The 25438-nt window shown below is 67.2% G+C and carries 25 protein-coding genes; 23 read left to right on the forward strand and 2 right to left on the reverse strand.

Annotated elements, in window-relative coordinates; all coding sequences use genetic code 11:
• Nucleotide 1 precedes the first annotated feature (1 nt).
• From nuoL to DXK32_RS10545, 15 genes are all read left to right on the forward strand, one after another.
• Nucleotides 2–2074: an NADH-quinone oxidoreductase subunit L gene (nuoL, locus tag DXK32_RS10470; protein WP_114858449.1), complete on the forward strand. Its 2073-nt coding sequence runs from the start codon at nucleotides 2–4 to the stop codon at nucleotides 2072–2074.
• Nucleotides 2075–2098: 24 nt separating this feature from the next.
• Nucleotides 2099–3625 carry an NADH-quinone oxidoreductase subunit M gene (locus DXK32_RS10475; protein WP_014240132.1) on the forward strand — a complete coding sequence of 509 codons (1527 nt, stop codon included), beginning with the start codon at nucleotides 2099–2101 and terminating at the stop codon, nucleotides 3623–3625.
• Between the two features lie 10 nt (nucleotides 3626–3635).
• Nucleotides 3636–5084 carry an NADH-quinone oxidoreductase subunit NuoN gene (nuoN, locus tag DXK32_RS10480; protein WP_114858450.1) on the forward strand — a complete coding sequence of 483 codons (1449 nt, stop codon included), beginning with the start codon at nucleotides 3636–3638 and terminating at the stop codon, nucleotides 5082–5084.
• Complete coding sequence (locus tag DXK32_RS10485) at nucleotides 5081–5875, forward strand: biotin--[acetyl-CoA-carboxylase] ligase (RefSeq protein ID WP_114858451.1); 795 nt, start codon at nucleotides 5081–5083, stop codon at nucleotides 5873–5875. The genes nuoN and DXK32_RS10485 overlap by 4 nt, the downstream gene beginning before the upstream one ends.
• A 3-nt stretch (nucleotides 5876–5878) precedes the next feature.
• A complete protein-coding gene (locus DXK32_RS10490) occupies nucleotides 5879–6652 on the forward strand; it encodes a type III pantothenate kinase (protein ID WP_114858452.1) in 774 nt (257 codons plus the stop codon).
• Complete coding sequence (locus DXK32_RS10495) at nucleotides 6649–8367, forward strand: ribonuclease J (protein ID WP_114858453.1); 1719 nt, start codon at nucleotides 6649–6651, stop codon at nucleotides 8365–8367. The genes DXK32_RS10490 and DXK32_RS10495 overlap by 4 nt, the downstream gene beginning before the upstream one ends.
• Before the next feature lie 33 nt (nucleotides 8368–8400).
• Complete coding sequence (gene mce, locus DXK32_RS10500; protein WP_038528376.1) at nucleotides 8401–8805, forward strand: methylmalonyl-CoA epimerase; 405 nt, start codon at nucleotides 8401–8403, stop codon at nucleotides 8803–8805.
• Nucleotides 8806–8822: 17 nt separating this feature from the next.
• Nucleotides 8823–9071, forward strand: coding sequence for a DUF1467 family protein (locus tag DXK32_RS10505; protein ID WP_014240138.1), 249 nt, complete (start codon nucleotides 8823–8825; stop codon nucleotides 9069–9071).
• Between the two features lie 25 nt (nucleotides 9072–9096).
• Nucleotides 9097–9696 carry a DNA-3-methyladenine glycosylase I gene (locus tag DXK32_RS10510; protein ID WP_114858454.1) on the forward strand — a complete coding sequence of 200 codons (600 nt, stop codon included), beginning with the start codon at nucleotides 9097–9099 and terminating at the stop codon, nucleotides 9694–9696.
• A gap of 415 nt (nucleotides 9697–10111) precedes the next feature.
• On the forward strand, nucleotides 10112–10996 hold the full coding sequence (locus DXK32_RS10515) for a hypothetical protein (RefSeq protein ID WP_114858503.1): 885 nt from the start codon (nucleotides 10112–10114) through the stop codon (nucleotides 10994–10996).
• Nucleotides 10997–11004: 8 nt separating this feature from the next.
• On the forward strand, nucleotides 11005–11403 hold the full coding sequence (locus DXK32_RS10520; protein WP_114858455.1) for a hypothetical protein: 399 nt from the start codon (nucleotides 11005–11007) through the stop codon (nucleotides 11401–11403).
• Between the two features lie 124 nt (nucleotides 11404–11527).
• Complete coding sequence (proS, locus tag DXK32_RS10525; protein ID WP_114858456.1) at nucleotides 11528–12841, forward strand: proline--tRNA ligase; 1314 nt, start codon at nucleotides 11528–11530, stop codon at nucleotides 12839–12841.
• A 393-nt stretch (nucleotides 12842–13234) separates the two neighbouring features.
• Complete coding sequence (locus DXK32_RS10535; protein WP_114858457.1) at nucleotides 13235–14482, forward strand: lipoprotein-releasing ABC transporter permease subunit; 1248 nt, start codon at nucleotides 13235–13237, stop codon at nucleotides 14480–14482.
• Entirely contained in the window at nucleotides 14475–15164 is a 690-nt protein-coding gene (locus tag DXK32_RS10540; RefSeq protein ID WP_172428642.1) for an ABC transporter ATP-binding protein, read from the forward strand. Before DXK32_RS10535 ends, DXK32_RS10540 begins: the two co-directional genes overlap by 8 nt.
• A 126-nt stretch (nucleotides 15165–15290) precedes the next feature.
• Nucleotides 15291–16148 carry a dienelactone hydrolase family protein gene (locus DXK32_RS10545; RefSeq protein ID WP_114858458.1) on the forward strand — a complete coding sequence of 286 codons (858 nt, stop codon included), beginning with the start codon at nucleotides 15291–15293 and terminating at the stop codon, nucleotides 16146–16148.
• A 15-nt stretch (nucleotides 16149–16163) separates the two neighbouring features.
• On the opposite strand, the gene DXK32_RS10550 is transcribed toward DXK32_RS10545, so the two are convergent.
• Both DXK32_RS10550 and DXK32_RS10555 read right to left on the reverse strand, forming a co-directional pair.
• Nucleotides 16164–17051 (reverse strand): EamA family transporter, encoded by an 888-nt coding sequence (locus DXK32_RS10550; RefSeq protein ID WP_114858459.1) that lies wholly within the window; start codon nucleotides 17049–17051, stop codon nucleotides 16164–16166.
• 81 nt (nucleotides 17052–17132) lie between these two features.
• Entirely contained in the window at nucleotides 17133–17738 is a 606-nt protein-coding gene (locus DXK32_RS10555) for a hypothetical protein (RefSeq protein ID WP_114858460.1), read from the reverse strand.
• A 192-nt stretch (nucleotides 17739–17930) separates the two neighbouring features.
• On the opposite strand from DXK32_RS10555, the gene dnaE reads away from it, so the two are divergent.
• From dnaE to frr, 8 genes are all read left to right on the forward strand, one after another.
• Complete coding sequence (gene dnaE / locus DXK32_RS10560) at nucleotides 17931–21413, forward strand: DNA polymerase III subunit alpha (RefSeq protein WP_114858504.1); 3483 nt, start codon at nucleotides 17931–17933, stop codon at nucleotides 21411–21413.
• A gap of 48 nt (nucleotides 21414–21461) precedes the next feature.
• A complete protein-coding gene (locus DXK32_RS10565; RefSeq protein ID WP_114858461.1) occupies nucleotides 21462–21641 on the forward strand; it encodes a hypothetical protein in 180 nt (59 codons plus the stop codon).
• Complete coding sequence (locus tag DXK32_RS33665) at nucleotides 21638–21790, forward strand: type II toxin-antitoxin system RelE/ParE family toxin (protein ID WP_114858462.1); 153 nt, start codon at nucleotides 21638–21640, stop codon at nucleotides 21788–21790. The genes DXK32_RS10565 and DXK32_RS33665 overlap by 4 nt, the downstream gene beginning before the upstream one ends.
• A gap of 115 nt (nucleotides 21791–21905) precedes the next feature.
• A complete protein-coding gene (locus tag DXK32_RS33445) occupies nucleotides 21906–22025 on the forward strand; it encodes a type II toxin-antitoxin system RelE/ParE family toxin (RefSeq protein ID WP_114858463.1) in 120 nt (39 codons plus the stop codon).
• 199 nt (nucleotides 22026–22224) lie between these two features.
• Complete coding sequence (gene rpsB, locus DXK32_RS10580; RefSeq protein WP_038528344.1) at nucleotides 22225–23010, forward strand: 30S ribosomal protein S2; 786 nt, start codon at nucleotides 22225–22227, stop codon at nucleotides 23008–23010.
• Between the two features lie 115 nt (nucleotides 23011–23125).
• Nucleotides 23126–24055 carry a translation elongation factor Ts gene (tsf, locus tag DXK32_RS10585; protein ID WP_038528340.1) on the forward strand — a complete coding sequence of 310 codons (930 nt, stop codon included), beginning with the start codon at nucleotides 23126–23128 and terminating at the stop codon, nucleotides 24053–24055.
• A 54-nt stretch (nucleotides 24056–24109) separates the two neighbouring features.
• Nucleotides 24110–24865 (forward strand): UMP kinase, encoded by a 756-nt coding sequence (pyrH, locus tag DXK32_RS10590; protein ID WP_114858464.1) that lies wholly within the window; start codon nucleotides 24110–24112, stop codon nucleotides 24863–24865.
• Between the two features lie 3 nt (nucleotides 24866–24868).
• Complete coding sequence (gene frr / locus DXK32_RS10595; RefSeq protein WP_114858465.1) at nucleotides 24869–25438, forward strand: ribosome recycling factor; 570 nt, start codon at nucleotides 24869–24871, stop codon at nucleotides 25436–25438.

Raw genomic sequence — 25438 nt, forward strand, 5'->3', positions numbered from 1 at the left:
CATGGAAGTCCTTGTCGTATTCCTCCCGCTCCTGGCGTTCCTCGTCGCGGGTTCCATCGCCCTGTTCGGCGGGCCGAAGGCGGAGCCGGCGCACGCCGGTCACCACGATCACCATGGGCATGACCACGGTCATGGCCATGACGCGCACGCTCACGAGGAGCATCACGACGACGGCCACGACGACCATCACGTCGTCGCCGGGCCGCCCACCGTGGGCGACCGCGCCGCGCAGTTCGTCACCACCGGTGCCGTCCTGCTCTCCGCGATCCTGTCCTGGGTGCTGTTCTTCGACGTCGCCGTCGGCGGCCATCCCCGCACGATCGAGCTGATGAGCTGGATTCGCAGCGGCGGCCTGGACCTGTCCTGGGCGCTGCGCGTCGACCAGCTCACCGCCGTCATGCTGGTGGTGGTCAACACCGTGTCGTCGATGGTCCACCTCTACTCCATCGGCTACATGGCCGAGGACCCGCAGAAGCCGCGCTTCATGGGGTACCTGTCGCTGTTCACCTTCGCCATGCTGATGCTGGTGACGGCCGACAACCTCGTGCAGCTCTTCTTCGGCTGGGAGGGCGTGGGCCTCGCCTCCTACCTGCTCATCAACTTCTGGTACGAGAAGCCCTCGGCCAACAACGCGGCGATCAAGGCGTTCCTGGTCAACCGCGTCGGCGACTTCGGCTTCGTGCTCGGCATCTTCGCGATCTTCGTGCTGACGGGCTCGGTCCAGTTCGACGCGATCTTCGCCAAGGCGCCGGAGCTGGCCGGCCAGACGCTGCATTTCCTCAGCTGGAACTTCGACGCGCTGACCATCACCTGCCTGCTGCTCTTCATCGGCGCCATGGGCAAGTCGGCCCAGCTCGGCCTGCACACCTGGCTGCCGGACGCCATGGAGGGCCCGACCCCGGTGTCGGCGCTCATCCACGCGGCCACCATGGTGACCGCCGGCGTCTTCATGGTCTGCCGCCTGTCCCCGGTCTTCGAATACGCCCCGACGGCGCTGGAGATCGTGGCCGTGGTCGGCGCCCTGACGGCCTTCGTCGCGGCGACGATCGGTTTCACCCAGTTCGACATCAAGCGCGTCATCGCCTATTCGACCATGAGCCAGCTCGGCTACATGTTCTTCGCCGCCGGCGTCTCCGCCTACGGTGCCGCGATGTTCCACCTGTTCACGCACGCCTTCTTCAAGGCGCTGCTGTTCCTCGGCGCCGGTTCGGTGATCCACGCCCTGCACCATGAGCAGGACATGCGCAACATGGGCGGCGTCTGGCGGAAGATCCCCTTCACCTACGCGGTGATGTGGATCGGCAACCTCGCGCTGGCCGGTCTGCCCTTCTTCGCCGGTTACTACTCCAAGGACATGATCCTGGAGGCGGCCTTCGCCTCGGCCAGCCCGGTCGGCAAGTTCGCCTTCGCGCTCGGCATCGCCGCGGCCCTGCTGACCGCCTTCTACTCCTGGCGCCTGCTGTTCATGACCTTCCACGGCAAGCCGCGGATGGAGAAGTCGGTCTTCGACCATGCCCACGAATCGCCGATCGTCATGCTGATCCCGCTGGGTGTCCTGGCCGTGGGCGCGCTGTTCGCCGGCTTCGGCTTCCACGAGCTGTTCATCGGCCACAGCATGGAGCATTTCTGGGGCAAGACCATCCTGGTGCTGGCGGACAACAACAGCATCGAGGCGGCCCACCACCACACCCCGGGCTGGGTCAAGCTGGCCCCGCTGGTCGTCGGCCTGATCGGCATCGCGCTCGCCTACATCATGTACATGGCGATCCCGGGCCTGCCCGAGAAGGTCGCCGGCACGTTCCGCGGCGTGCACCAGTTCCTGTACAACAAGTGGTACTTCGACGAGCTGTACGACCGTCTGTTCGTGCGTACGGCCAAGTATCTGGGCTACGGCCTGTGGAAATCCGGCGACGGCGCCGTGATCGACGGTGTCGGTCCGGACGGAATCGCCGCCGTCACCCGCGACGTCGCGGCGCGCGCCAGCCGCCTCCAGTCCGGCTACGTCTATCACTACGCCTTCGCGATGGTGATCGGCGTGGTGCTGCTGGTCGCCTGGCTGTCTGTGTTCGGTTGAGCGGTTTGAAGGGGAACAAGAACAATGGCTAGCTGGCCGCTCCTGTCGTTCACGACCTTCCTGCCGCTGGCCGGTGTGGCGCTGATCCTGCTCTTCTGCAGGGGCAACACGCCGGATGTGGTTCGGAACGTCCGTTACGTCGCGCTCTGGACGACGGTCATCACCTTCGTCCTGTCGCTGTTCATCTGGTTCAACTTCGACCCGCGCAACCCGGGCTACCAGCTCGTGGAGAAGGCGGCGTGGATCCCCGAATTCGGGATCTCCTACCACATGGGTGTGGACGGCATTTCGATGCTGTTCGTCATCCTCTCGACCTTCCTGATGCCGCTCTGCATCCTCTCCTCCTGGGAGGCGGTGCAGACCCGGGTGAAGGAATACATGATCGCCTTCCTCGTGCTGGAAACCCTCATGGTGGGGATGTTCTGCGCGCTGGACTTCGTCCTCTTCTACATGTTCTTCGAGGGCGTGCTGATCCCGATGTTCCTGATCATCGGTGTCTGGGGCGGGGCGCGGCGCGTCTACGCGGCGTTCAAGTTCTTCCTCTACACGCTGCTCGGCTCGGTCCTGATGCTGCTGGCCATCCTGGCCATGTACTTCGCGGCCGGCACGACGGACATCCCGACGATCACGGCGACCCATTTCCCGCGCAACATGCAGCTCTGGCTGTGGCTGGCCTTCTTCGCGTCCTTCGCGGTGAAGGTGCCGATGTGGCCGGTGCACACCTGGCTCCCCGACGCCCACGTCGAGGCGCCGACCGCCGGGTCGGTCATCCTGGCCGGCGTTCTGCTGAAGATGGGCGGCTACGGCTTCCTGCGCTTCAACATCCCGATGCTGCCCGAGGCGACCGAGTATTTCGCCCCGATGGTCTACGCCCTGTCGATCGTCGCGGTGATCTACACCTCCCTCGTCGCCCTGGCGCAGGAGGATATGAAGAAGCTGATCGCCTATTCGTCCGTCGCCCACATGGGCTTCGTCACCATCGGCATGTTCGCGCTGAACCAGCAGGGCATCGAGGGCTCGATCTTCACGATGCTGTCGCACGGCATCGTCTCGGGCGCGCTCTTCCTCTGCGTCGGCGTCGTCTATGACCGGCTGCACACCCGCGAGATCGCCCGCTACGGCGGTCTGGTGAAGAACATGCCGAAATACGCGGTGGTCTTCCTGTTCATGACCATGGCCTCGGTCGGCCTGCCGGGCACCTCCGGCTTCGTCGGCGAGTTCCTGGTCCTGCTCGGCGCCTTCCGCGACAACACCTGGGTCGCCTTCCTGGCCGCCACCGGCCTGATCCTGGGCCCGGCCTACGCGCTGTGGCTGTTCCGCCGCGTCGTGTACGGCAAGCTGGTCAAGGCGGACGTCCGCGCGATGTTCGACCTGAACACCCGCGAGGTTGCCATCTTCCTGCCGCTGATCGTCGTGGTGCTGTGGATGGGCGTCTACCCGAACAGCTTCCTGAACGTCACCTCGGCGTCGGTCGGGCAGCTGATCCAGACCTACCAGACCAAGCTGGCCGCCGCTCAGGGCGGGGCCGACGTCTCCGTCGCCGCGCGCTAGAGGTTCCGACATGACCGCTGTGTTTCCCGACATCTGGCCGGCCCTGCCGGAAATCTTCCTCGCCTGCGCCGGCATGGCCCTGCTGCTGATCGGCGTGTTCCGCGGCGACGGCTTCACGCGCCCCATCGGCTACATGACGATGGTGGCGCTGCTGCTGGCCGCCATATTGACCATGGGCTACGGCACCGGCCGGGTCGTCACCTTCAACGGCCTCTTCGTGATGGACGCCTTCGGCGTCTTCATGAAGGTGCTGATCCTCGTCGCCGCCTCGCTGTCGGTCCTCCTCGCGCTCGGCTTCAATGAGCGCGAGAAGATGGCCCGGTTCGAGTTCCCGGTGCTGATGCTCTTCGCCACCCTCGGCATGCTGATGATGGTGTCGGCCAACGACCTCATCTCCCTCTATGTCGGGTTGGAGACTCAGAGCCTTGCGCTCTATGTCATCGCCGCCTTCCGCCGCGACAGTGCCAAGTCGTCGGAAGCGGGCCTTAAGTACTTCGTGCTCGGCTCGCTCTCCTCGGGCATGCTGCTGTACGGCGCCTCGATGGTCTACGGCTTCGCCGGCACGACCTCCTTCGACAAGATCGCCGCCCTGTTCGCCGGTGGCGCGCATCCGTCGGTGGGCGTCATCATCGGCTTGGTCTTCGTCGCCGCCGGCCTGGCCTTCAAGATTTCCGCCGTTCCGTTCCACATGTGGACGCCGGACGTCTACGAGGGCGCGCCGACCCCGGTCACGGCCTTCTTCGCCGCCGCCCCGAAGGTCGCCGCCATCGCGCTGTTCACCCGCCTGCTGATCGAGCCGTTCGGTCATCTGGCCCACCAGTGGCAGCAGATCATCATCGTCAGCTCGATCCTCTCGATGTCGCTCGGCGCCTTCGCGGCGATCACCCAGAGCAACATCAAGCGGCTGATGGCCTACAGCTCCATCGGCCACGTCGGCTACGCCCTGGTCGGCCTTGCCTCCGGCACCCAGGAAGGCGTGCGCGGCGTGCTGATCTACATGGCGGTCTACATCGTCATGAACATCGGCACCTTCGCGGTCATCCTGTGCATGAAGCAGCAGGGCCGCATGGTCGAGGAGATCAAGGACCTCGCCGGCCTGTCGCGCACCAACCCGCTGCTGGCGGGCGCGATGGCGGTGTTCATGTTCTCCATGGCGGGCATCCCGCCGATGGCCGGCTTCTTCAGCAAGCTCTACGTCTTCCTGGCCGCCATCGAGGCGCAGCTCTACACGCTGGCGGTGGTCGGCGTTCTGACCAGCGTCGTGGGCGCCTTCTACTATCTGCGCATCATCAAGATCATGTACTTCGATGAGCCGGTGGAGGCGTTCGACAAGATCGGCGACGACGGGATGACCGGCATCCTGATCGCCACCGGCCTGTTCACGCTGCTGTTCTTCGTGGTTCCGGCGCCGATCCTGAACTACGCGGCGGCGGCGGCGGCCTCGCTGTTCGCCGGATGACGGCAGGCAACGAAGCGGAGGCGGCGCGTTTGCGCCTGCCTCCGGGCTTCCGGGTGATGGCCTTCGACTCCGTCGGCAGCACGAACGACGAGGCGAAGGCCTTCGCGCGTTCGGGGGCTGCCGAAGGCACCATCGTCTGGGCCAAGCGGCAGGAGTCGGGCCGTGGCCGTCGCGGCCGGGCCTGGACCTCGCCGGAAGGCAATCTCTACAGCTCGACCATACTGCGTCCCTCGCGCCCGCCGGCCGAGGCGGCGCAGATTTCGTTCGTGGCGGCGCTCGCCATCGCCGACACCGCCGCCGCCGTCCTTCCCGATCCCGACGGTGTGCGCTGCAAATGGCCGAACGACGTTCTGGTGCACGGCCGCAAGCTGTCCGGCATCCTGCTCGAGTCGGAGGCTGCGGCCGGGGGAGGGATCTCCTGGCTGGTGCTCGGCGTCGGCATCAACCTGCGGCATTTTCCCGAGGGCACCGACTACGCCGCCACCTCGCTGGCGGCGGAGGGCGCCCCGGCGCTCCAGCCCGCGGCCCTGCTGGAGATCTACGCCGAGCAGTTGGCCCGCTGGTACGGCGTCTGGACGGCACATGGCTTCGCCCCCGTGCGCGCCGCTTGGCTGAAGCGGGCGCGGGGTCTGGGCGAGCCCATCGTCGTCCGTCTGCCGGACCGCACGCTGACCGGTACCTTCGCCGATCTGGACAGCGACGGCGTTCTGTTGCTTGATCGGGATGACGGGGCGGGGCGCCAGCGCATCGCCGCCGGAGACGTGTTTTTCCCACCCGCGGTGGAGACCTGAGAGATGCTGCTCGCCATCGACGCCGGAAACACCAACGTGGTGTTCGCGATCTATGAGGGCGACCAACAGCGCGGCCTGTGGCGCACGGCGACCGACAAGAAGCGCACCGCCGACGAGTACATGGTGTGGATGACCCACCTGATGGCGCTGAAGGGGCTGCGCCCGGCGGACATCGACAGCGCCATCATCGCCAGCGTGGTGCCCGGCGCCACCTTCAACCTGAAGCGCCTGTGCAAGGATCATTTCGGCTGCGAGCCCCTGGTGGTCGGCCAGCCGGGGGTCGATCTCGGCACCCGCGCGCTGGTGGACCGGCCGGACGAGGTCGGCGCCGACCGGCTGGTCAACACGGTGGCGGCGGCGGCCACCTACAAGACGCCGCTGATCGTCATCGATTTCGGCACCGCGACGACCTTCGACGTGGTCGACCGCGACGGCAATTACCGCGGCGGCGTCATCGCGCCCGGCCTTAACCTGTCGCTGGAGGCGCTGCAGATGGCGGCGAGCAAGCTGCCCCGCGTCGAGATCCAGCAGCCGGGCCACGTCATCGGCACCAACACCGTCGAATGCATGCAGTCCGGCGTCTTCTGGGGCTATGTCGGCCTGATCGAAGGGCTGGTCAACCGCATCCGGGCGGAGTACGGCGAGCCGATGACGGTCGTCGCGACCGGAGGGCTGGGTGTGCTTTTCGCCAAGGCAACCCATGTAATCGAACACACCGACGGCGAACTCACGCTGCGCGGCCTCCTCCTGATCCACAAGCGCAACACGGCCCAATGACCCATCCCGACTCCGCTCCCTCCGTCCACCCGGTCGAGGGAGACGGCGACCTGTTCGCTCCCGAGGACGACGCGCTCTACTTCCTGCCGCTGGGCGGTTCGGGCGAGATCGGCATGAACCTCAACCTCTACGGCCATCGCGGCAAGTGGTTGATGGTGGATCTCGGCATCTCCTTCGCGGACGACACGATGCCGGGGCTGGACGTCATCATGCCGGACCCCGCCTTCATCGCGGAGCGCCGGCACGACCTCGTGGGCATCGTGGTGACGCACGCGCACGAGGATCACCTGGGGGCCATCCAGTATTTGTGGCCGCAGCTCCGCGTGCCCGTCTACTGCACGCCCTTCACCGCCGCCGTCCTGCGCGCGAAGCTGCACGAGCGCGGGCTGGCCGGGGTGGTGCCGGTCCACGAGGTGGCGCTGGGCAGCACCATCGAAGTCGGCCCCTTCTCCGTCGAGTATGTGACGGTCACCCATTCCATTCCGGAACCGAACGCCCTGGCGATCCGCACCGCCGCCGGCACGGTGTTGCACACCGGCGACTGGAAGCTCGACCCCGAGCCGCTGGTGGGCAAGGCGGCCGACGAGGAGCGGCTGCGCGCCATCGGCGACGAGGGGGTGCTGGCGCTGATCGGCGACAGCACCAACGCCCTGGTGCCCGGCAGCTCCGGGTCGGAAGGCAACGTACGCAAGACGCTGACCGAGCTGATCGGGCAGTTCCCCGATGTGCGCGTTGCGGTGAGCTGCTTCGCCACCAACGTCGCGCGGCTCGAGAGCATCGCCCACGCGGCGGCGGCGCACGGCCGCCACGTCGCGCTGGTCGGGCGGTCGATGTGGCGGATCAACGAGGCCGCGCGCTCCAACGGCTATCTCGCCGACCTGCCGGCCTTCCTGACCGAGCATGACGCCAACTACGTGCCGCGCGACAAGCTGGTGCTGGTCTGCACCGGCAGCCAGGGCGAGCCGCGCTCCGCCCTTGCCCGCATCGCGTCGGACGACCATCCACAGGTGTCGCTGCAGCGCGGCGACGTGGTGATCTTTTCCTCGCGCGAGATTCCCGGCAATGAGCGGGCCATCGGCCGCATGCAGAACCTGCTGGTGGGGCAAGGCATCCGCATCGTCACCGCCGACGAGGCGCCGGTCCATGTGTCCGGCCACCCCGCGCAGGACGAGCTGGTCCGCATGTACCAGTGGGTGCGCCCGCGCATCGCCATGCCGGTCCACGGTGAGCAGCGCCACCAGCTGGAGCACGCCAAGCTGGCCCGCGCCTGTCAGGTGCCGGAGTCTCTGGTCCCCGGCAACGGCGACCTGATCCGGCTGGCGCCCGACGCGCCGCCGCGGGTGGTGGCGCAGGTTCGCTCCGGCCGCATGGCGCTGGACGGCAAGCGGCTGATCCCGCTCGACACCGGGCTGATGCGGGCGCGCCACCGGATGGTCCACAACGGCGCCGCCGTGGTGACGCTGGTGATGAACGGCAAGGGCGAGCTGGTGACCGCGCCGCAGATCGCGGTGATGGGGCTGCTCGACGACTCGGCGGACCGCGACATGCTGCTCGACGTGGTGGACGCGGTGCGCGAGGCCGTCGCCGAGATGCCGAAATCGGCCCGCGCCGACGACGAACAGGTGCGCGCCGCCGCCCGCATCGCCGTCCGCCGCTGCTTCAACGCGACGCACGGCAAGAAGCCGGTGACGGACGTGCATCTCGTCCGTGTATAAGCGTTTCCGACTTTACGCCTTTCGGGAGGACCCATGATCGGGAAGCTGAACCACGTCGCCATCGTCGTGCCGGATCTGACGGCGGCGACCGCGCTCTACCGCGACACGCTGGGCGCCGCGGTGTCCCAGCCGGTGGACCTGCCGCCGCACGGAGTCACCGTCGTCTTCGTCGAGCTGCCCAACACGAAGATCGAGCTGCTCCATCCCTTCGGCGAAAAGTCGCCGATCGCCGGCTTCCTGGAAAAGAACCCGTCCGGCGGCATCCATCACATCTGCTACGAGGTGGACGACATCCTGGCCGCCCGCGACCGGATGAAGGCGCAGGGCGCTCGCGTTCTGGGCGACGGCGAGCCGAAGATCGGCGCTCATGACAAGCCGGTGCTGTTCCTGCACCCCAAGGACTTCTGCGGGACCTTGGTCGAGCTGGAGCAGGCCTGAGACGAAGGGAGGCTGCCATGGGCTGGGTGACGGGCATCAGCGTCTATGTGGTCGTCTGGTGGGTGGTGCTGTTCGCGGTGCTGCCCTGGGGCGTGCGCACCCCGGCCCAGCCCGAGCCGGGCATGGCGAGCAGCGCGCCGGAGCGTCCGCGCATCCTCCTGAAATTCGCCGCCACGACGCTGGTCGCGGCGGTGGTGTGGCTGGTCATCTTCGGCATCGTGCAGTCGGACCTGATTTCCTTCCGCGAGATGGCCAAGCCGCACTGATCCCACTCCCGGATGGAGCCCTCGCGTGAGTCTGACCTATTGCGACGTGGCGCCCGGCCACGCGCATCACGGCCCCTACCACGACACCGAGTACGGGTTTCCCAGCGCCGACGACCGGGTGCTGTTCGAACGGCTGATTCTGGAGATCAATCAGGCGGGCCTGTCCTGGCTGACCATCCTGAAGAAGCGCGAGGCCTTTCGCGCCGCCTTCGACGGCTTCGACATCGACCGCGTCGCCGCCTACGGCGAGGTGGAGCGGGAGCGGCTGCTGGCCGATCCCGGCATCATCCGCAACCGGCTGAAGGTCGACGCCGCCATCGAGAACGCGCGGCGGATCGTGACCCTGCGCGAAACCCACGGCTCGTTCGACGGCTGGCTGCGCGCCCATCACCCTTTGGGCAAGGCGGAGTGGGTTCGCCTGTTCAAGCGCACCTTCCGCTTCACCGGCGGCGAGATCACCGGCGAATTCCTGATGAGCCTCGGCTATCTGCCGGGCGCGCATCAGCCCCGCTGCCCGGTCTGGTCCGAAGTCGCGGCGCTCGATCCCCCTTGGATGGCCGCCGTTCGGCAGGGGTTCGCAGGATACAACGCTCATAAATCAGGCATAACGCAGCCTATGACGTAATCAACCGCCTATGTCTTGGGCGAAATCTGCGAATTCTTCAGTGACGACTTGGTTTAGTCCAAATTCCGTCTTGTCATCGGGTGGGGTCGAGTTCAATGTATTTGGTGTGACGAGAGGGGTTCTTCCCTCTTTTCCGACGCCTGGTGGCGATTCCTCCCTAAACCTCGGGCCGCGCCGCAACCGCCGCGCGGTCCTTTTTTCGCCCCGATCCGGTTCACGGCGCCCACGATCACCTTCGTCCGTAGGCAGACGGACCGTTGTGCTTCGGTACAGAATGAATTAACCCTTTGCGGGTATAGCTCATCCTACTGTGCGGGAGGCGGGCGAGCGTCCGTTCCGGCTTTGGATTCAAATGCGGCGGCGTTCGCAGCCGGAATTTGCGGCCGTCAGCGGGGAGAACGATGCCGAGGCGCCGATGACCGCGGGTGATAACGAGAAGTTCGAGCAGTTCGCGGCCATTCTGACCACCGAACTGCTTGACCGTACCCGCAAAAGTCTTGAACTGCTGACCCCCGAAGAGCAGCCGGCGGCCAAGCTCCCCTTTGCCCTGACCCCGTCCTTTCAGGAAATCTACGCCGAGCTGGTGCGCGTCGGGATCTTCCCGGTGTTGCTCAGCCGCCGTCCGGTGCGGGCCATCGTCGGCGACGTGGATTGGCCGCGCGACGGGCGCGACTATCTGCTGACCGTCCTCGACGACCGCTCCAACGCCGTCTTCACCGCCTGGGATTACGCCTGGGACGCGCTGTGGGACGAGCGGAAGGTGGGGGCGGACAGCGGCTCCTCGGCGCCGGCCAAGAAGAAGGGCTTTTTCGCCTCACTGTTCGGCCGCAAGGCGGACAAGCCGGAAAAGAAGACCAGCGATTCAGGCGCGGAGGGCGACGTGATGGCCGGCCTCTACACCATGCTGAACGAGCAGGCTGAGCGCCGCGGCTACCTGCCGCTGTTCCATGACGACATCAAGGTGCTGAAGGGTTTGGTCCGCGTGAAGCCGGCGCGCATCTTCAAGGCCTGGAAGGAGATCAACCAGTACCATCACCAGGAATTCTACCTGTCGGGCCAGGACCAGGCCAAACCGGGGGTGACCTCGGAATGCCTGCAGAAATGGCATTACAATCTGCCGGACCGGATCGGCGAATTCCTGGTGCTGAAGGCGGCCGTCGACATGGAGTTCGTGAACAAGCCCTTCCTCGGCAAGTACATCCGCCAGTCGGCCCGCACCCAGGAGGAGGCGGAGAAGGGCATGCCCTATCTCGCCACCTACTGGAAATCCATGAAGCAATCCGCCGCCGCCCAAGGCTGAGGTCCGCCATGATCCGCCGCTCCGCTCCTCTCCTCGTCGCGTTTCTGACGCTTTCCAATGGGGCGGTGGCGCAGCCGATCGACCTGTCCGCCTGTCAGTTCCTGACGGCGCATCGCCCGGCGGCCGGGGTGGAGTACACGCCGGGCCTGGACGTGAACGGCAAGGCGGTGGCCCCCGCCGACCTGCCGGGCTCGGCCGGGACCGCACCGCCGCTGGAGCGGTTCGACATCCCGGTGACCGTCGATTTCGCCCGCCGCATGGGCTTCCCGGTGCCGCAGGGTGCCGCGGCGCCGGGCGTTGAGGTCGGCTATCTGACCTGGTACGCCAACCGGCTCTATTTCAACGGCCAGCCCATCGGCGCGCCGAGCGAGGCCGAGGTCTACGCCTATTGCCGCACCACCCGATAGGGCGGTTCGCCCGCGGATGCGCGCCGTGACGATGGACAAGCGCGCGGTGGCTTCCTAAAGTCGCTCTCCCTGTTGCGGACCGGCGCACCGCCGGACGAATCCCCTCGAAACCGAGAGCAGAGCCATGCGGCTGTCCACCTTCTTCCTGCCGACCCTCAAGGAGACCCCGACCGAGGCGCAGATCGTCTCGCACCGCCTGATGCTGCGGGCCGGGATGATCCGCCAGACCAGCGCCGGCATTTACGCCTGGCTGCCGCTGGGCCACCGGGTGCTGAAGAAGATCGAGCAGATCGTCCGCGAGGAGCAGGACGCCGCCGGCGCCCAGGAACTGCTGATGCCGACCATCCAGTCGGCGGAGCTGTGGAAGGAAAGCGGCCGCTACGACGACTACGGCAAGGAGATGCTGCGCATCACCGACCGCCATGACCGTGAGATGCTGTTCGGTCCCACGAACGAGGAGATGATCACCGACATCTTCCGCGCCTTCGTGAAGAGCTACCGCCAGCTTCCGCTGAACCTCTACCACATCCAGTGGAAGTTCCGGGACGAGATCCGCCCTCGCTTCGGCGTGATGCGCGGCCGCGAGTTCCTGATGAAGGACGCCTACAGCTTCGACATCGACCCGGCCAGCGCCCGGCGCTCGTACCAGAAGATGTTCCTGGCCTATCTGCGCACCTTCGCCCGCATGGGGCTGAAGGCGATCCCGATGCGCGCCGACACCGGCCCGATCGGCGGCGACCTCAGCCACGAGTTCATCATCCTGGCCGAGACCGGCGAGAGCGGCGTCTTCTGCCACAAGGACTGGCTGACCCTGGACGTGCTGCAGAACGCGCCGGGCTTCGACGAGGACCTGCAGCCCTTCTTCGACACCTACACCTCGATCTACGCCGCCACCGACGAGAAGCACGAGCCCGGCAACTGCCCGGTCGCGGAGTCGGATCTGGTGTCGGCCCGCGGCATCGAGGTCGGCCACATCTTCAACTTCGGCACCAAGTACTCGAAGCCGATGAACGCCGTCGTCGCCGGTCCGGGCGGCGATCCGGTCCCGGTCGAGATGGGCTCCTACGGCATCGGCGTGTCGCGCCTGATGGGCGCCATCATCGAGGCCAGCCACGACGACAACGGCATCATTTGGCCGGACTCCGTGGCGCCCTTCAACGTCGGCCTCGTCAACCTGAAGGTCGGCGACGCCGAGACCGACCGCGTCTGCCAGGAGCTGTACTACAAGCTCCGCGCCAACGGGCTGGACGTGCTGTACGACGACCGCGACGAGCGTCCGGGCGTGAAGTTCGCCGACATGGACCTGATCGGCTTGCCGTGGCAGCTCGTCGTCGGGCCGCGCGGCCTGAAGAACGGCGTGGTCGAGTTGAAGCGCCGCGCCACCGGCGAGAAGCAGGAGCTGTCGGTGGAAAGCGCGCTGGAGAAGCTCTCGGCGTAACACCGTGGGGCGGGGGAGCGGGCGCTGTAATCAAAGTTCCGCGCTTTGCCATTTAGCCCTCTCCCCTCTGGGGAGAGGGTGGCCCGGAGGGCCGGTGAGGGGGTTGCGCTTGTGCCGAACGTGGCGCCGCGCGCACCCCCCTCACCCTAACCCTCTCCCCGCTTTCGGCGGACCGAAGGTCCGCCTGTCGCGTCAGCGCAAACTTCGTTTGCGCGTGAGCGGAGGGGAGAGGGGATTTAGGAAGGGGAGCGGGCGCCTTCGAAGGTCGCTGGAAGGTCGCCCTTTTCCTGCCACGGTTAAGCACTTATGTTGCGGGGCGGCGGACTGGTTGCGGTCCGCCGCCTTTGCTTTTGCCGGGCCATCGTCGCCCGCCCTTCGCTCATCGGGAGCCGCATGATCTTCTCCGCCTTCGAACGCATGGTCGCGATGCGCTATCTGCGGGCGCGCCGCCAGGAAGGGTTCATCTCGGTCATCGCGGGATTCTCGCTGCTGGGCATCGCGCTCGGCGTGGCGACGCTGATCATCGTGATGTCGGTGATGAACGGCTTCCGGGCGGAGCTTCTGGGCCGCGTGCTCGGCCTGAACGGCCACCTCAACGTCTACAGCGCCCGCGGAGGGCCGCTGCCCGACTACGACCCGCTGGTGCAGCGGCTCCAGGGCGTGCCCGGCGTGGTCGGGGTGACGCCGACGGTCGAGGGGCAGGCGCTGGTGTCGGTGCGCGGCGTCGCCTCGGGTGCTGTGGTGCGCGGGGTGCGACCGGAGGACTTCCGGGTGCGCCCGACGCTGTCCCGCAACATCGTGCGCGGCACGGCGGAGGCTTTCGGCGAGGACAACATCGCCATCGGCATCCGCATGGCGCAGCGGCTTGGTCTGGCGGTCGGTGACCAGCTCACCCTGATCGCGCCGCAGGGCAACGTCACCGCCTTCGGCACAGTGCCGCGGATGCGCAGCTTCACCATCGGCGCGGTGTTCGACGTCGGCATGTTCGAGTACGACAACAGCTTCATCTTCCTGCCCTTGCCGGAGGCCCAGGCCTTCTTCCGCACGGGCGAAGCGGTGACCTCGCTGGAGGTCTTCGTCAACGACCCGACGCAGATCCGCGCGGCGCGCGACGCCATCCAGTCGGCGGTGGCCGGGGTGGGGCGGGTGGTCGACTGGCAGCAGTCCAACGCCAGCTTCTTCACGGCGCTCCAGGTCGAGCGCAACGTGATGTTTCTGATCCTGTCGCTGATCATCACCGTGGCCGCCTTCAACATCATCTCCAGCCTGATCATGCTGGTGAAGGACAAGGGACGGGACATCGCCATCCTGCGCACCATGGGCGCCACCCGCGGCATGATCATGCGCATCTTCTTCCTGTCCGGCGCCTCGGTGGGGGTGGCGGGGACGCTGGTCGGCGTGGCGCTCGGCGTGTCCTTCGCGCTCAACATCGAGACGATCCGCCAGGGCATCCAGGCGCTGACCGGCACCAACCTGTTCAACGCCGAGATTTATTTCCTGTCGCAGCTGCCGGCCAAGATCGACTGGTCGGAGGTGGTTCAGGTCACGCTGATGGCGCTGGGCCTGTCCTTCGCCGCGACCGTCTACCCGTCCTGGCGGGCGGCGCGTCTCGATCCGGTGGAGGCCCTGCGCTATGAGTGAGCCGATGCTGGAACTGTCGGGGATCGTCCGCACCTTCGAGCAGGCGGGGACCGAGCTTCAGGTGCTGCGCGGGGCGGAGCTGACCGTCCATGCCGGCGAGCTGGTCGCCCTGGTCGGCCCGTCGGGCGCCGGCAAATCGACCCTGCTGCACATCGCCGGCCTGCTGGAGCGGCCGACCGCCGGCACCGTGCGGATCGCCGGGACCGACGTGTCCGCCCTGGACGACGGGAAGCGGACCGAGGTGCGCCGCCGCTCGGTCGGCTTCGTCTACCAGTTCCATCACCTGCTGCCGGAATTCTCCGCGCTGGAGAACATCGTGCTGCCGCAGATGATCAACGGTGTTCCGAAGCGCACCGCCCGCGAGCGCGCCCTTGAACTGCTGCGCATGGTCGGGCTGGAGCCGCGCGCCGGCCACCGTCCGGCCCGCCTGTCGGGCGGCGAGCAGCAGCGGGTCGCCATTGCCCGCGCGCTGGCCAACGGGCCGGGCCTGCTGATCGCCGACGAGCCGACGGGCAACCTCGACCCGCACACGGCGGAGGGGGTCTTTGCCATGCTGACTTCCATCGTCCGGCAGGCCCGCGTCGGCGCGCTGATCGCCACCCACAATCTGGAACTGGCGAACCGCATGGACCGGGTGCTGGAAATGAGCGACGGAGTCCTTGTGGAGCACGCGCGGGTTTGACCGCCATCGCGGCGCGGCCGGGTGATCGGCCAAACCGCGTAAGAGTGGCATCGCCGTTCGGCGGATTGGTGATCGGTGCGTCCTGGGGCAGACTTCGCGCAACTCAACACGGAGGGACCGGAGTCCATGGATCAGAAGATCATCGATCTGTACGACGAGTACACCCACCGGCCGCTGCCGCGCCGCGTCTTTCTGGAGCGGCTGGCGGTGCTGGCGGGCAGCGCGGCGGCCATTCCGGCGATCCTCTCCCAGATCGAGCCGAACTACGCCCTGGCCGCCGAGGTTCCGGAGGACGACAGCCGAATCGCCACGGAGCGCGTCACCTTCCAGGGCGCCACCGGCGACGTCCGCGCCTACCGGGCCCGCCCGAAGCTGGCCGAGCAGTCGCCGGCGGTGGTGGTGATCCATGAGAATCGCGGCCTTAACCCCTACATCGAGGACGCGACGCGACGGCTGGCGGTGGCCGGCTTGGTCGCCACGGCGCCTGACCTGCTGTCCCCCCTGGGCGGCACCCCGCAGGACCCCGACCGCGCCCGCGAGATGATCGGCCAGCTCGATCCCGACAAGGCGGTCAACGACCTGATCGCCGCGATGAGCGACCTGATGGCCTACCGCTATTCCAACGCCAAGGTTGGGGCGATCGGCTTCTGCTGGGGCGGCGGCATGACCAACCGGCTGGCCATCAAGGCGCCCGACCTCAAGGCGGGCGTCGTCTTCTACGGCCCGGCGCCCGACCCGGCGCTGGTCACCACCATCAAGGCGCCGCTCCAGCTCCACTACGCCGGGCTGGACAACAACGTGAACGCCAAGGTCCCGGCCTATGAGGAGGCCCTGAAGAAGGGCGGCAAGTCCTACGAACTCTTCATGTACGACAACGTCAACCACGCCTTCCACAACGACACGTCGGCGGAGCGCTACAACAAGGAAGCGGCGGACCTCGCCTGGGGCCGGTCCGTGGAGTTCCTGAAGAAGAACCTGACCTGAGCGATCAGGCCCGAATCAGGGCCGATGGGTGGCCGGCCGTGCGGAAGGCAGCTTCAGCACGGCCACCGCCAGCCCGGCAAGGACGAGAAGCGCGCCGGCCATCTTCAACGGGGTGAAACTCTCGCCCAGGACCAGCGCGCTGGAGCTCATGCCGAAGACCGGCACCAGAAGCGAGAAGGGCGCCACCAAGCTCGCCGGATAGTGGCGCAACAAAAAGCCCCAGGCGGCGAAGCCGAACAGCGTCGCCCCGAAGGCGATGTAGGCCACCGCCCCGACGCCCAGCGGCGTCAGATGGGTCAGGGCCTGCCACGCCCGGTCCGTACCTTCCATCCCAAGCGACAGCAGCAGCAGCGGGATCGGCGGCACCACGCTGACCCACAGCATCATACGGAACAGGTCCGGCGCCTTGGCTTGCTTCATCAGCAGGTTCGCCACGCCCCAGGTGGCCGCGGCGGCCATGACCAGCCCCAGACCGAGCAACGACTCGCCCGCCGGCATCTCCAGCGCGATCAGGCCGATCCCGGCGAAGGCCACCGCCATGCCCAGGATCTGCTTCGGCCCGGGCCGCTCCCCCAGCACCAGGGCGGCGAACAGGGCGGTGAAGAAGGCCTGCGACTGCAGCACCAGCGACGACAGCCCCGCCGGCATGCCGATGTCCATCCCGACGAACAGCAGCGAGAACTTCACCACCCCCAGCACCATGCCGATGCTGAGGATGAAGCGCCAGGGCACCGGCGGACCGCCGCGAACCCCCAGCACGAGAAGGGGCAGCGCCGCCAGCGCGAAGCGCAGGGCGCAGAACAGGATCGGCGGAAAGTCCGCGAGGCCGACCTTGATGGCGACGAAGTTGAAGCCCCAGATCGCCGCGACGGCGACGGCAAGGCCGATGTGGGCGGTGCGCATGGGGCCGAGGCTAGACCCGCAGGGCATGGCGGTCAATGCGGCGCAGCGGCACGCAAAGAGGGTGTGGCCGCTCTCCGTGCCTTACTTGTCCGTGTGCAGGATGCGGCACTCGTCAAGCGCGGCCAGCGCCCAGGACGAGCCGCCGAGATTGACGTCGCCGATCTCCGTCCCGCCGCCGTCCCGCTGCAGCGTCACCGCGCGCGACCGCATGAAGGGTTCGAACAGGTCCTCGTACTTGGGCAGCTCGACCGGAACCACCACGCCGCCGTCGGGCAGGGGGCTGGCCTCCAGCGCCATGGTTTCGCCGTCGGGGAAGATGGCGGTCAGGCGGCTTTCCGTGTCCTTGCCGGGCTGGGCGTGCTGGTCGGCGTTGACCAGCATGGCCGCCCCCTTCGCCGTCGCCCGGAAGGAGAGGGGGGAGGAGTCGTCGGTCCGCGTGGCGTAGCAATAGGCCGAGCCGGTCTTGGTCGCCGGATGCGCCCGCACGATCCAGCCCTTGTTCTGCGCGACGATGCGCCCCGGCGCGTCGGACAGGGGAGACGAAGGCGTCGTTTCGGGCGGCGGTGGCCGGTGGGTCTCCTCCGCGGACGGTGCGGGGGCGCCGGTGGTCTGGCAAGCCGTGAGGAGCGTGGCCGCCAGCACCGCCAGGACGGCGCTGGAGCGGATGCAGCGCATGGAACGGGTCATTCTCGGATCGTGGCTCTGCCTCTTTCGATAGCACGAACACGCATGATCGGGGAATCTTCCCTGACCTTCGACAGGGTTGGCGCATCGCCGCATGGCCGGGCCCGCGCTTGGTCCCTTGCAGTGGGGGACGGGATGCGCGACGACTAAGGGGAAACGTCCCCCCCTTCGCTGGAACCGGTGCCCATCTCCGCCATGCCCCACGCCGACTTCATCCACCTGCGCGTCCACTCCGCCTATTCCCTGTCCGAGGGCGCCATCAAGGTGAAGGAGCTGGTCAAGCTCTGCCAGAAGAAGGAGATGCCGGCGGTCGCCGTGACCGACACCGGCAACCTGTTCGGCGCGCTGGAGTTCGCTCTGGCCGCCGCGGATTCGGGCGTGCAGCCGATCATCGGCACGGTCCTGGGCATCACCCGAGTCGGCCCGGCCAACGGCAAGCCCGGCCTGCCGGGCAAGGCGGCGTCGGTTCCCGACCAGCTCGTCCTGCTCTGCCAGAGCGACGAGGGCTACCGGAACCTGATGAAGCTGGTGTCCAAGGCCTTCCTGGAATCGGACCCGATGGCCGGGCCACAGATCCCGCTGGACGCGCTGGAGGGCCATTCCGCCGGGCTGATCGCGCTGACCGGCGGTCCCGGCGGCTCGGTCGGGCGGCTGCTGGGCGAGGGGCAGAAGGATCTGGCGCTCGACGTGCTGGAGCGGCTGAAGCGGTTGTTCCCTGGCCGGCTCTACGTCGAGCTTCAGCGGCACCGCGACCATTTCGCCGTGATCGAGGACGCCATCGAGCCGGCGCTGATCGATCTTGCCTACGCCCACGACCTGCCGCTGGTCGCCACCAACGACTGCTACTTCGCGACCGAGGACATGTACGAGGCGCACGACGCGCTGCTCTGCATCGCCGAGGGCGCCTACATCAGCCAGACCGAGCGCCGCCGCCTGACTCCCGATCACCGCTTCAAGTCGGCCGAGGAGATGCGGGACCTGTTCAAGGACCTGCCGGAAGCGGTGGACAACACGGTCGCCATCGCCCGGCGCTGCTCCTTCCTGCTGAAGCCGATCAAGCCCATCCTGCCGCCCTTCCCCTGCGAGGGCGGCCGCGACGAGGGGGAGGAGCTGCGCGCCCAGTCCCGCGAGGGTCTGGAAATGCGGCTGAACAGCGTCGTCTACACCCCGGACATGACGCCGGAGCAGCGCGAAGAGACCCGCAAGACCTATTTCGAGCGGCTGGAGTTCGAGCTGGACGTCATCGTGTCGATGAAGTTCCCCGGCTACTTCCTGATCGTGTCGGACTTCATCAAGTGGGCCAAGTCGCACGACATCCCGGTGGGTCCGGGCCGCGGGTCGGGCGCCGGCTCGGTCGTCGCCTGGGCGCTGACCATCACCGACCTGGACCCGCTGCGCTTCGGCCTGCTGTTCGAGCGCTTCCTGAATCCCGAACGCGTGTCGATGCCCGACTTTGACGTGGACTTCTGCCAGGATCGCCGCGAAGAAGTGATCCGCTACGTCCAGGACAAGTACGGCTACGACCGCGTCGCCCAGATCATCACCTTCGGTAAGCTGCAGGCCCGCGCCGTGCTGCGCGACGTCGGGCGCGTGCTCCAGATGCCCTATGGGCAGGTGGACAAGATCTGCAAGCTGGTGCCGAACAACCCGGCCAACCCGGTGACGCTCCAGCAGGCGCTCGACAGCGAGGAGATGCTGCGCCAAGCCCGTGACGGCGACGAGACGGTGGCGCGCCTCGTCAACATCGCGTTGAAGCTGGAGGGTCTGTACCGCCACGCCTCGACCCACGCGGCGGGCGTGGTGATCGGCGACCGGCCGCTGCACGATCTGGTGCCGCTGTACCGAGACCCGCGCTCCGACATGCCGGTCACCCAGTTCAACATGAAGTTCGTCGAGCAGGCCGGGCTGGTGAAGTTCGACTTCCTCGGCCTGAAGACGCTGACCGTGCTGAAGACGGCGGTGGACCTGATCCCGGAGAAGCCGGACCTGACCACCGTCACGCTGGACGATCCCCGAAGCTACGAGATCCTCGGCCGCGCCGAATCGACCGGCGTGTTCCAGCTGGAAAGCTCGGGCATGCGCGACGTGCTGCGCCGGCTGAAGCCGAACCGGCTGGAGGACATCATCGCGCTGGTGTCGCTCTACCGGCCCGGCCCGATGGACAACATCCCCAAATACATCAAGGTGAAGAACGGGGAGGAGCTGCCCGACTACATGAATCCGGCCCTGGAGCCGATCCTGAAGGAGACCTTCGGGATCATGATCTACCAGGAGCAGGTCATGCAGATCGCCCAGGTGTTGTCCGGCTATTCGCTGGGCGGCGCCGATCTTCTGCGCCGCGCCATGGGCAAGAAGATCAAGGAGGAGATGGACAAGGAGCGCGACAAGTTCGTCGTCGGCGCCAAGGACAAGGGCGTGGACCCCGATCAGGCCAGCATGATCTTCGATCAGGTGGCCAAGTTCGCCGGCTACGGCTTCAACAAGAGCCACGCCGCCGCCTACGCCCTGGTCGCCTACCACACCGCCTATCTGAAGGCGAACCACCCGGTGGAGTTCATGGCGGCGTCGATGACGCTCGACCTCGGCAACACCGACAAGCTGAACGTCTTCCGGCAGGAGCTGGTGCGGCTGAAGATCAAGCTGCTGACTCCGGACATCAACAAGTCCGACAGCATCTTCGGGGTGGAGACGCTGCCCGACGGCACCAAGGCGGTGCGCTACGCGCTGGCCGCGGTGAAGGGCGTCGGCCTGCCGGCCATGAAGGCGGTGGTGGAGGAGCGGCGCAAGAACGGTCCCTACAAGAGCCTCTTCGACTTCGCCCGCCGCCTCGACCTGAAGACCATCAACAAGCGCCAGCTCGAAAACCTGACCTGCGCCGGCGCCTTCGACGGCATCAACCCGAACCGCGCCCAGGTCCATGCCGCGCTGGAGACTCTGATCCGCTACGCCCAGGCCGAGGCGGCGGAGCGCGACAGCGGCATCGGCAACCTGTTCGGCGGCGCCGGCGGCGGGCTGAAGGAGCCGGACCTGCCCAAGGTCAAGGAGTGGGAGCCGCTGGAGAAGCTGAAGCACGAGTTCGGCTCCATCGGCTTCTACCTGTCCGCCCACCCGCTGGACGCCTTCGCCGGGCCGCTGGGCCGCATGAGGGTGGTGCGGTCGGCGGACCTCGCCACGGCGGTGACCGGCGGCGGCTCGACCCGGCGCAGCGTCGCCGGCATCGTGGTCAGCCGCAAGGAGAAGACCGCGAAGTCGGGCAACCGCTTCGCCTTCGTGGAGCTGTCCGACTCCAGCGGCGGCTACGAGGTGACGGTCTTCTCCGAGGTGCTGGCGACCAACCGCGACCTGCTGGAGGCCGGGCGCCCGGTGCTGATGACCGTGGACGTTCAGATGAACGGCGAGGACATCCGCCTGACCTGCCAGGAGGTGAAGCCGCTGGAGGACGCCGTCGCCCAGGTCTCGGACGGCCTGAAGGTGGTGGTGCGCGACGGCGGGCCGGTGGAGAGCATCCGCGGCATGCTGGAGCGGCTGGCCCGCGGCAAGGGCAAGGTCCATCTGCTGGTCGAGATCGACCCGCTGAAGGAGGTGGAGATCCAGCTTCCCGGCTCCTTCAACATCACCAACCAGAGCCGCGCCGCGCTGAAGGCGGTGCCGGGGGTGGTCGAGGTGGTGGAGCTGTAATCGGGTCCACGGCTGGAAAGGGCCGCGCCGGGATGTCATATTCAAGCCATGCCGAACCTCGCCCGCCAGATCGACGATGAAGCCGCCGAATCCGATGCCCTGAAGGCTGCGGTGGCAAAGGCGCGCGCAGACCGGCGCGGCGTGCCGCACGAGCAGATGCGGGAATGGCTGTTGCGGGTGGCCGAGGGTGAGTTTGGTGCGGAACCACCGGAAACTCGCGACCTGTGAGGGTCGTCTGGCGAGCGGCGGCGCGTGCCGATCTCGTCCGCATCCTGCACTATGTCTCGCAGGAAAATCCGGTCGCTGCTCGGCGCCTGGCCCAGGAGTTGGTTCTTGCGGGTGACAGCCTGCAGGTGTTTCCGCGACGCGGCTGCTAAAGCGGATTGCAATCCGCTTTGGACCGCGACGGCGGTCCCGGTCGCACATGCGACCGGAGCCCGCTGGCGAATGAGGCGATAAGAGTCTAAAGCGAACGGAAGTTCGCTTTAGGGCTTGGTCGAGGGCACGCGGGAACTGGTCGTCGTCCGTCCCTATGTCATCGTCTACGACATCGGCGAAGACGAAACCGTTTCGATCCTGCGGCTCTGGCACAGCGCTCAAGACCGCGGTTAACCGCTGAGAAAACAGGATCGCGCTTCCGACCGAATTGGCAAACCGGTGTTGCCAAAGCGGTTGCGGCGGGCTATGTAAGCGCCGTCGTCAAAACCTCACGCGGGCTGGCGGTCCCTCGGCTTTACCCCGATGGCCCGATCCGGTGTCCTGTCAAACGGACAGTGCCCGCGGCGGAGCAACCGGAAAAGGACTTTTCCAAATGGCTATTCCGTCTTTCACCATGCGCCAGCTGCTCGAAGCCGGCGTCCACTTCGGTCACCACACCCGTCGCTGGAACCCGAAGATGGGTCCGTACATCTTCGGCGTGCGCAACGGCGTGCACATCATCGACCTGGAGCAGACCGTCCCGGCTCTGCACCGCGCCCTGCAGGCCGTCCGTGACGTCGTCGCCGGCGGTGGCCGCGTCCTGTTCGTCGGCACCAAGCGCCAGGCCCAGGAGAAGGTGGCCGAGGCCGCGTCGAAATGCGGCCAGTACTACGTCAACCACCGCTGGCTCGGCGGCATGCTGACCAACTGGAAGACCATCTCCCAGTCGATCAAGCGCCTGCGCGAGATGGAAGAGCGTCTGGGCGGCGACACCTCGGGCCTGACCAAGCGCGAAATCCTCGAGCTGACCCGCGAGCGCGACAAGCTGGAGCGCGCGCTGGGCGGCATCAAGGAGATGGGCGGCCTGCCGGACGTCCTCTTCATCATCGACACCAACAAGGAGTCGATCGCCGTCAAGGAAGCCAACAAGCTCGGCATTCCGGTCATCGCGGTGATCGACAGCAACTCCGATCCGGACGGCGTGGCCTTCCCGATCCCCGGCAACGACGACGCCCTGCGCGCCATCGACCTGTACTGCGAGCTGGTGAACGGCGCCGTGCTCGACGGTCTGCAGGCTGAGATGAGCGCCGCCGGCATCGACGTCGGTTCCTCCGAGGAGGCTCCGGCCGAGCAGCTGCCGGAAGAGGAAGGGGCCGAGGCCGAACAGGCCCAGGCCTGATCCCGGTGATACGGGGCAGCCGGGCCTTATGACCTATGGCCCGGCTGCCTTTTTTATGAGTTGTTTGGATCAACCCGATCCGCTTGGATCTGTTCGGAAGGAAGAGGGCGAAACCATGGCCGAGATTACCGCCGCGCTCGTCAAGGAACTGCGCGAGAAGACCGGCGCGGGCATGATGGACTGCAAGAAGGCGCTGGCCGAGACCCAGGGCGACCTCGAGGGCGCCGTTGACTGGCTGCGCAAGAAGGGCCTCGCCGCCGCCGCCAAGAAGTCCGGCCGCGTCGCCGCCGAGGGTCTGGTCGCCGTCGCCACCGCCGGCACCGCCGGCGCCGTCGTCGAGGTGAACGCCGAGACCGACTTCGTCGCGCGCAACGACAAGTTCCAGGCCTTCTCCCTGAAGGCCGCCGAGCTGACCCTGTCGGGTTCGGGCGACGTCGAGGGCCTGAAGGGCACCGCCTATCCGGACGCCGGCCGCACGGTCCAGGAAGAGCTGACCAACCTGATCGCCACCATCGGCGAGAACATGAACATCCGCCGCTCGGCCAAGCTGTCGGTCCCGGCGGGCGTCGTCGTGTCCTACGTCCACTCGGCCATCGCGCCGGGCCTCGGCAAGATCGGCGTTCTGGTGGCCCTGGAGTCGACCGGCGACGCCGCCAAGCTGAACGATCTGGGCAAGCAGATCGCCATGCACATCGCCGCCGCCCGTCCGGACGCCCTGGACATCGCCGACGTCGACACCTCCGCCCTGGAGCGTGAGCGCAACGTGCTCGCCGAGCAGGCCCGCGCCTCGGGCAAGCCGGAGAACATCGTCGAGAAGATGCTCGAAGGCCGCATCCGCAAGTACTACGAGGAAGTGGTGCTGCTGGAGCAGACCTACGTGATCGACGGCGAGACCAAGGTCCGCAAGGTGGTGGAGAACGCCGCCAAGGACGTCGGCGCTCCGGTCAAGGTGACGGGCTTCGTCCGCTTCGCGCTGGGCGAGGGCATCGAGAAGGCGGAGAGCGATTTCGCCGCCGAAGTCGCCGCCGCCGCCGGCCAGAAGTAAGGAACCGGCAGCCCGCCGCACGCACTCTTCACACCAACCGGGAGAAAGCCCCCCATGGCCCAGACCACCGGGACCACCGAGCCGGCTGACGGCATCCGCTTCAAACGAGTCCTGCTGAAGGTGTCGGGCGAGGCGTTGATGGGTCAGCGCGACTACGGCCTCGACCCGGACGTCGTCAACCGCGTCGCCAACGAGGTGAAGGCGGTGATCGAGCTGGGCGTCCAGGTGAGCCTGGTCATCGGCGGAGGCAACATCTTCCGTGGCGTGAAGGGTGCGGCGAGCGGCATGGAGCGCGCCTCGGCCGACTACATCGGGATGCTCGCCACCGTGATGAACGCCCTGTCGATGCAGAGCGCTCTGGAGCGGATGGGTGTGGTGACCCGCGTGCAGTCGGCCATTCCCATGTCGTCGGTGTGCGAGCCCTACATCCGGCGCCGCGCCATCCGGCACATGGAGAAGGGCCGCGTGGTGATTTTCGCCGCCGGCACCGGCAACCCCTTCTTCACCACCGACACCGCCGCCGCGCTGCGCGCGTCGGAGATGGGCTGCGACGCTCTGCTGAAGGGCACGCAGGTGGACGGCGTCTACACCGCCGACCCGAAGAAGGTGAAGGACGCGGAGCGTTACGAGCGCCTGGGCTATCTCGAAGTCCTGGCGAACGATCTGCAGGTGATGGACGCCTCCGCGATCTCCTTGGCGCGCGAGAGCCATATCCCCATACTCGTGTTCTCGATCCACACCCCCGGCGCCTTCGCCGAGGTGATGCAGGGCCGGGGCAAGTTTACGATCATCAACGAAGAAACGGAGTGAGCCGTGGCTGCGCCTGATACATCGGACCTCCAGTCGGATCTCAAGCGCCGCATGGAAGGAGCGCTTGAGGCGTTTCGCAAGGAGTTGAGCGGCCTGCGCACCGGCCGCGCCTCCGCCAGCCTGCTTGAGCCCGTGACCATCGAGGCCTACGGCGCCAGGATGCACCTCAAGGAGGTCGGCACCGTCAGCGTGCCGGAGCCGCGCCTGATCGTCGTGCAGGTGTGGGACCGCGGCATGGTCAAGGCGGTCGAGAAGGGCATCCGCGATTCGGGCCTCGGCTTGAACCCGCAGACGGAAGGCCAGTCGATCCGCGTGCCGCTGCCCGACCTGACGCAGGAGCGCCGCAAGGAACTGGCCAAGGTCGCCCACAAGTACGCCGAGCAGGCCCGCGTCGCCGTGCGCAACGTGCGTCGCGACGGCATGGACGGCCTGAAGAAGGCCGAAAAGGCCGGCGACATCTCGCAGGATGAGCACAAGGGGCTCGGCGAGAAGGTCCAGGCGCTGACCGACCAGTACATCAAGCTGGTCGACGATGCGCTTGCGGCGAAAGAAAAGGACATCATGCAGGTCTGA

The organism is Azospirillum brasilense (assembly GCF_003349955.1).
GTDB lineage: Bacteria > Pseudomonadota > Alphaproteobacteria > Azospirillales > Azospirillaceae > Azospirillum > Azospirillum brasilense_B.

Excerpts from the sequence above, each read along its gene's own strand:
- DXK32_RS10550 (WP_114858459.1), bottom strand. The coding sequence starts at position 17,051 with ATGCGCACCGCCCACATCGGCCTTGCCGTCGCCGTCGCGGCGATCTGG.
- proS (WP_114858456.1), top strand. The coding sequence starts at position 11,528 with ATGCGGCTGTCCACCTTCTTCCTGCCGACCCTCAAGGAGACCCCGACC.
- nuoL (WP_114858449.1), top strand. The coding sequence starts at position 2 with ATGGAAGTCCTTGTCGTATTCCTCCCGCTCCTGGCGTTCCTCGTCGCG.
- DXK32_RS10565 (WP_114858461.1), top strand. The coding sequence starts at position 21,462 with ATGCCGAACCTCGCCCGCCAGATCGACGATGAAGCCGCCGAATCCGAT.
- DXK32_RS10490 (WP_114858452.1), top strand. The coding sequence starts at position 5,879 with ATGCTGCTCGCCATCGACGCCGGAAACACCAACGTGGTGTTCGCGATC.
- DXK32_RS10515 (WP_114858503.1), top strand. The coding sequence starts at position 10,112 with ATGACCGCGGGTGATAACGAGAAGTTCGAGCAGTTCGCGGCCATTCTG.
- DXK32_RS10555 (WP_114858460.1), bottom strand. The coding sequence starts at position 17,738 with ATGACCCGTTCCATGCGCTGCATCCGCTCCAGCGCCGTCCTGGCGGTG.
- DXK32_RS10505 (WP_014240138.1), top strand. The coding sequence starts at position 8,823 with ATGGGCTGGGTGACGGGCATCAGCGTCTATGTGGTCGTCTGGTGGGTG.
- nuoN (WP_114858450.1), top strand. The coding sequence starts at position 3,636 with ATGACCGCTGTGTTTCCCGACATCTGGCCGGCCCTGCCGGAAATCTTC.
- DXK32_RS10475 (WP_014240132.1), top strand. The coding sequence starts at position 2,099 with ATGGCTAGCTGGCCGCTCCTGTCGTTCACGACCTTCCTGCCGCTGGCC.
- pyrH (WP_114858464.1), top strand. The coding sequence starts at position 24,110 with ATGGCCCAGACCACCGGGACCACCGAGCCGGCTGACGGCATCCGCTTC.
- tsf (WP_038528340.1), top strand. The coding sequence starts at position 23,126 with ATGGCCGAGATTACCGCCGCGCTCGTCAAGGAACTGCGCGAGAAGACC.
- DXK32_RS10520 (WP_114858455.1), top strand. The coding sequence starts at position 11,005 with ATGATCCGCCGCTCCGCTCCTCTCCTCGTCGCGTTTCTGACGCTTTCC.
- DXK32_RS10485 (WP_114858451.1), top strand. The coding sequence starts at position 5,081 with ATGACGGCAGGCAACGAAGCGGAGGCGGCGCGTTTGCGCCTGCCTCCG.
- DXK32_RS10545 (WP_114858458.1), top strand. The coding sequence starts at position 15,291 with ATGGATCAGAAGATCATCGATCTGTACGACGAGTACACCCACCGGCCG.
- DXK32_RS10535 (WP_114858457.1), top strand. The coding sequence starts at position 13,235 with ATGATCTTCTCCGCCTTCGAACGCATGGTCGCGATGCGCTATCTGCGG.
- DXK32_RS10495 (WP_114858453.1), top strand. The coding sequence starts at position 6,649 with ATGACCCATCCCGACTCCGCTCCCTCCGTCCACCCGGTCGAGGGAGAC.
- mce (WP_038528376.1), top strand. The coding sequence starts at position 8,401 with ATGATCGGGAAGCTGAACCACGTCGCCATCGTCGTGCCGGATCTGACG.
- DXK32_RS10540 (WP_172428642.1), top strand. The coding sequence starts at position 14,475 with ATGAGTGAGCCGATGCTGGAACTGTCGGGGATCGTCCGCACCTTCGAG.
- dnaE (WP_114858504.1), top strand. The coding sequence starts at position 17,931 with ATGCCCCACGCCGACTTCATCCACCTGCGCGTCCACTCCGCCTATTCC.
- rpsB (WP_038528344.1), top strand. The coding sequence starts at position 22,225 with ATGGCTATTCCGTCTTTCACCATGCGCCAGCTGCTCGAAGCCGGCGTC.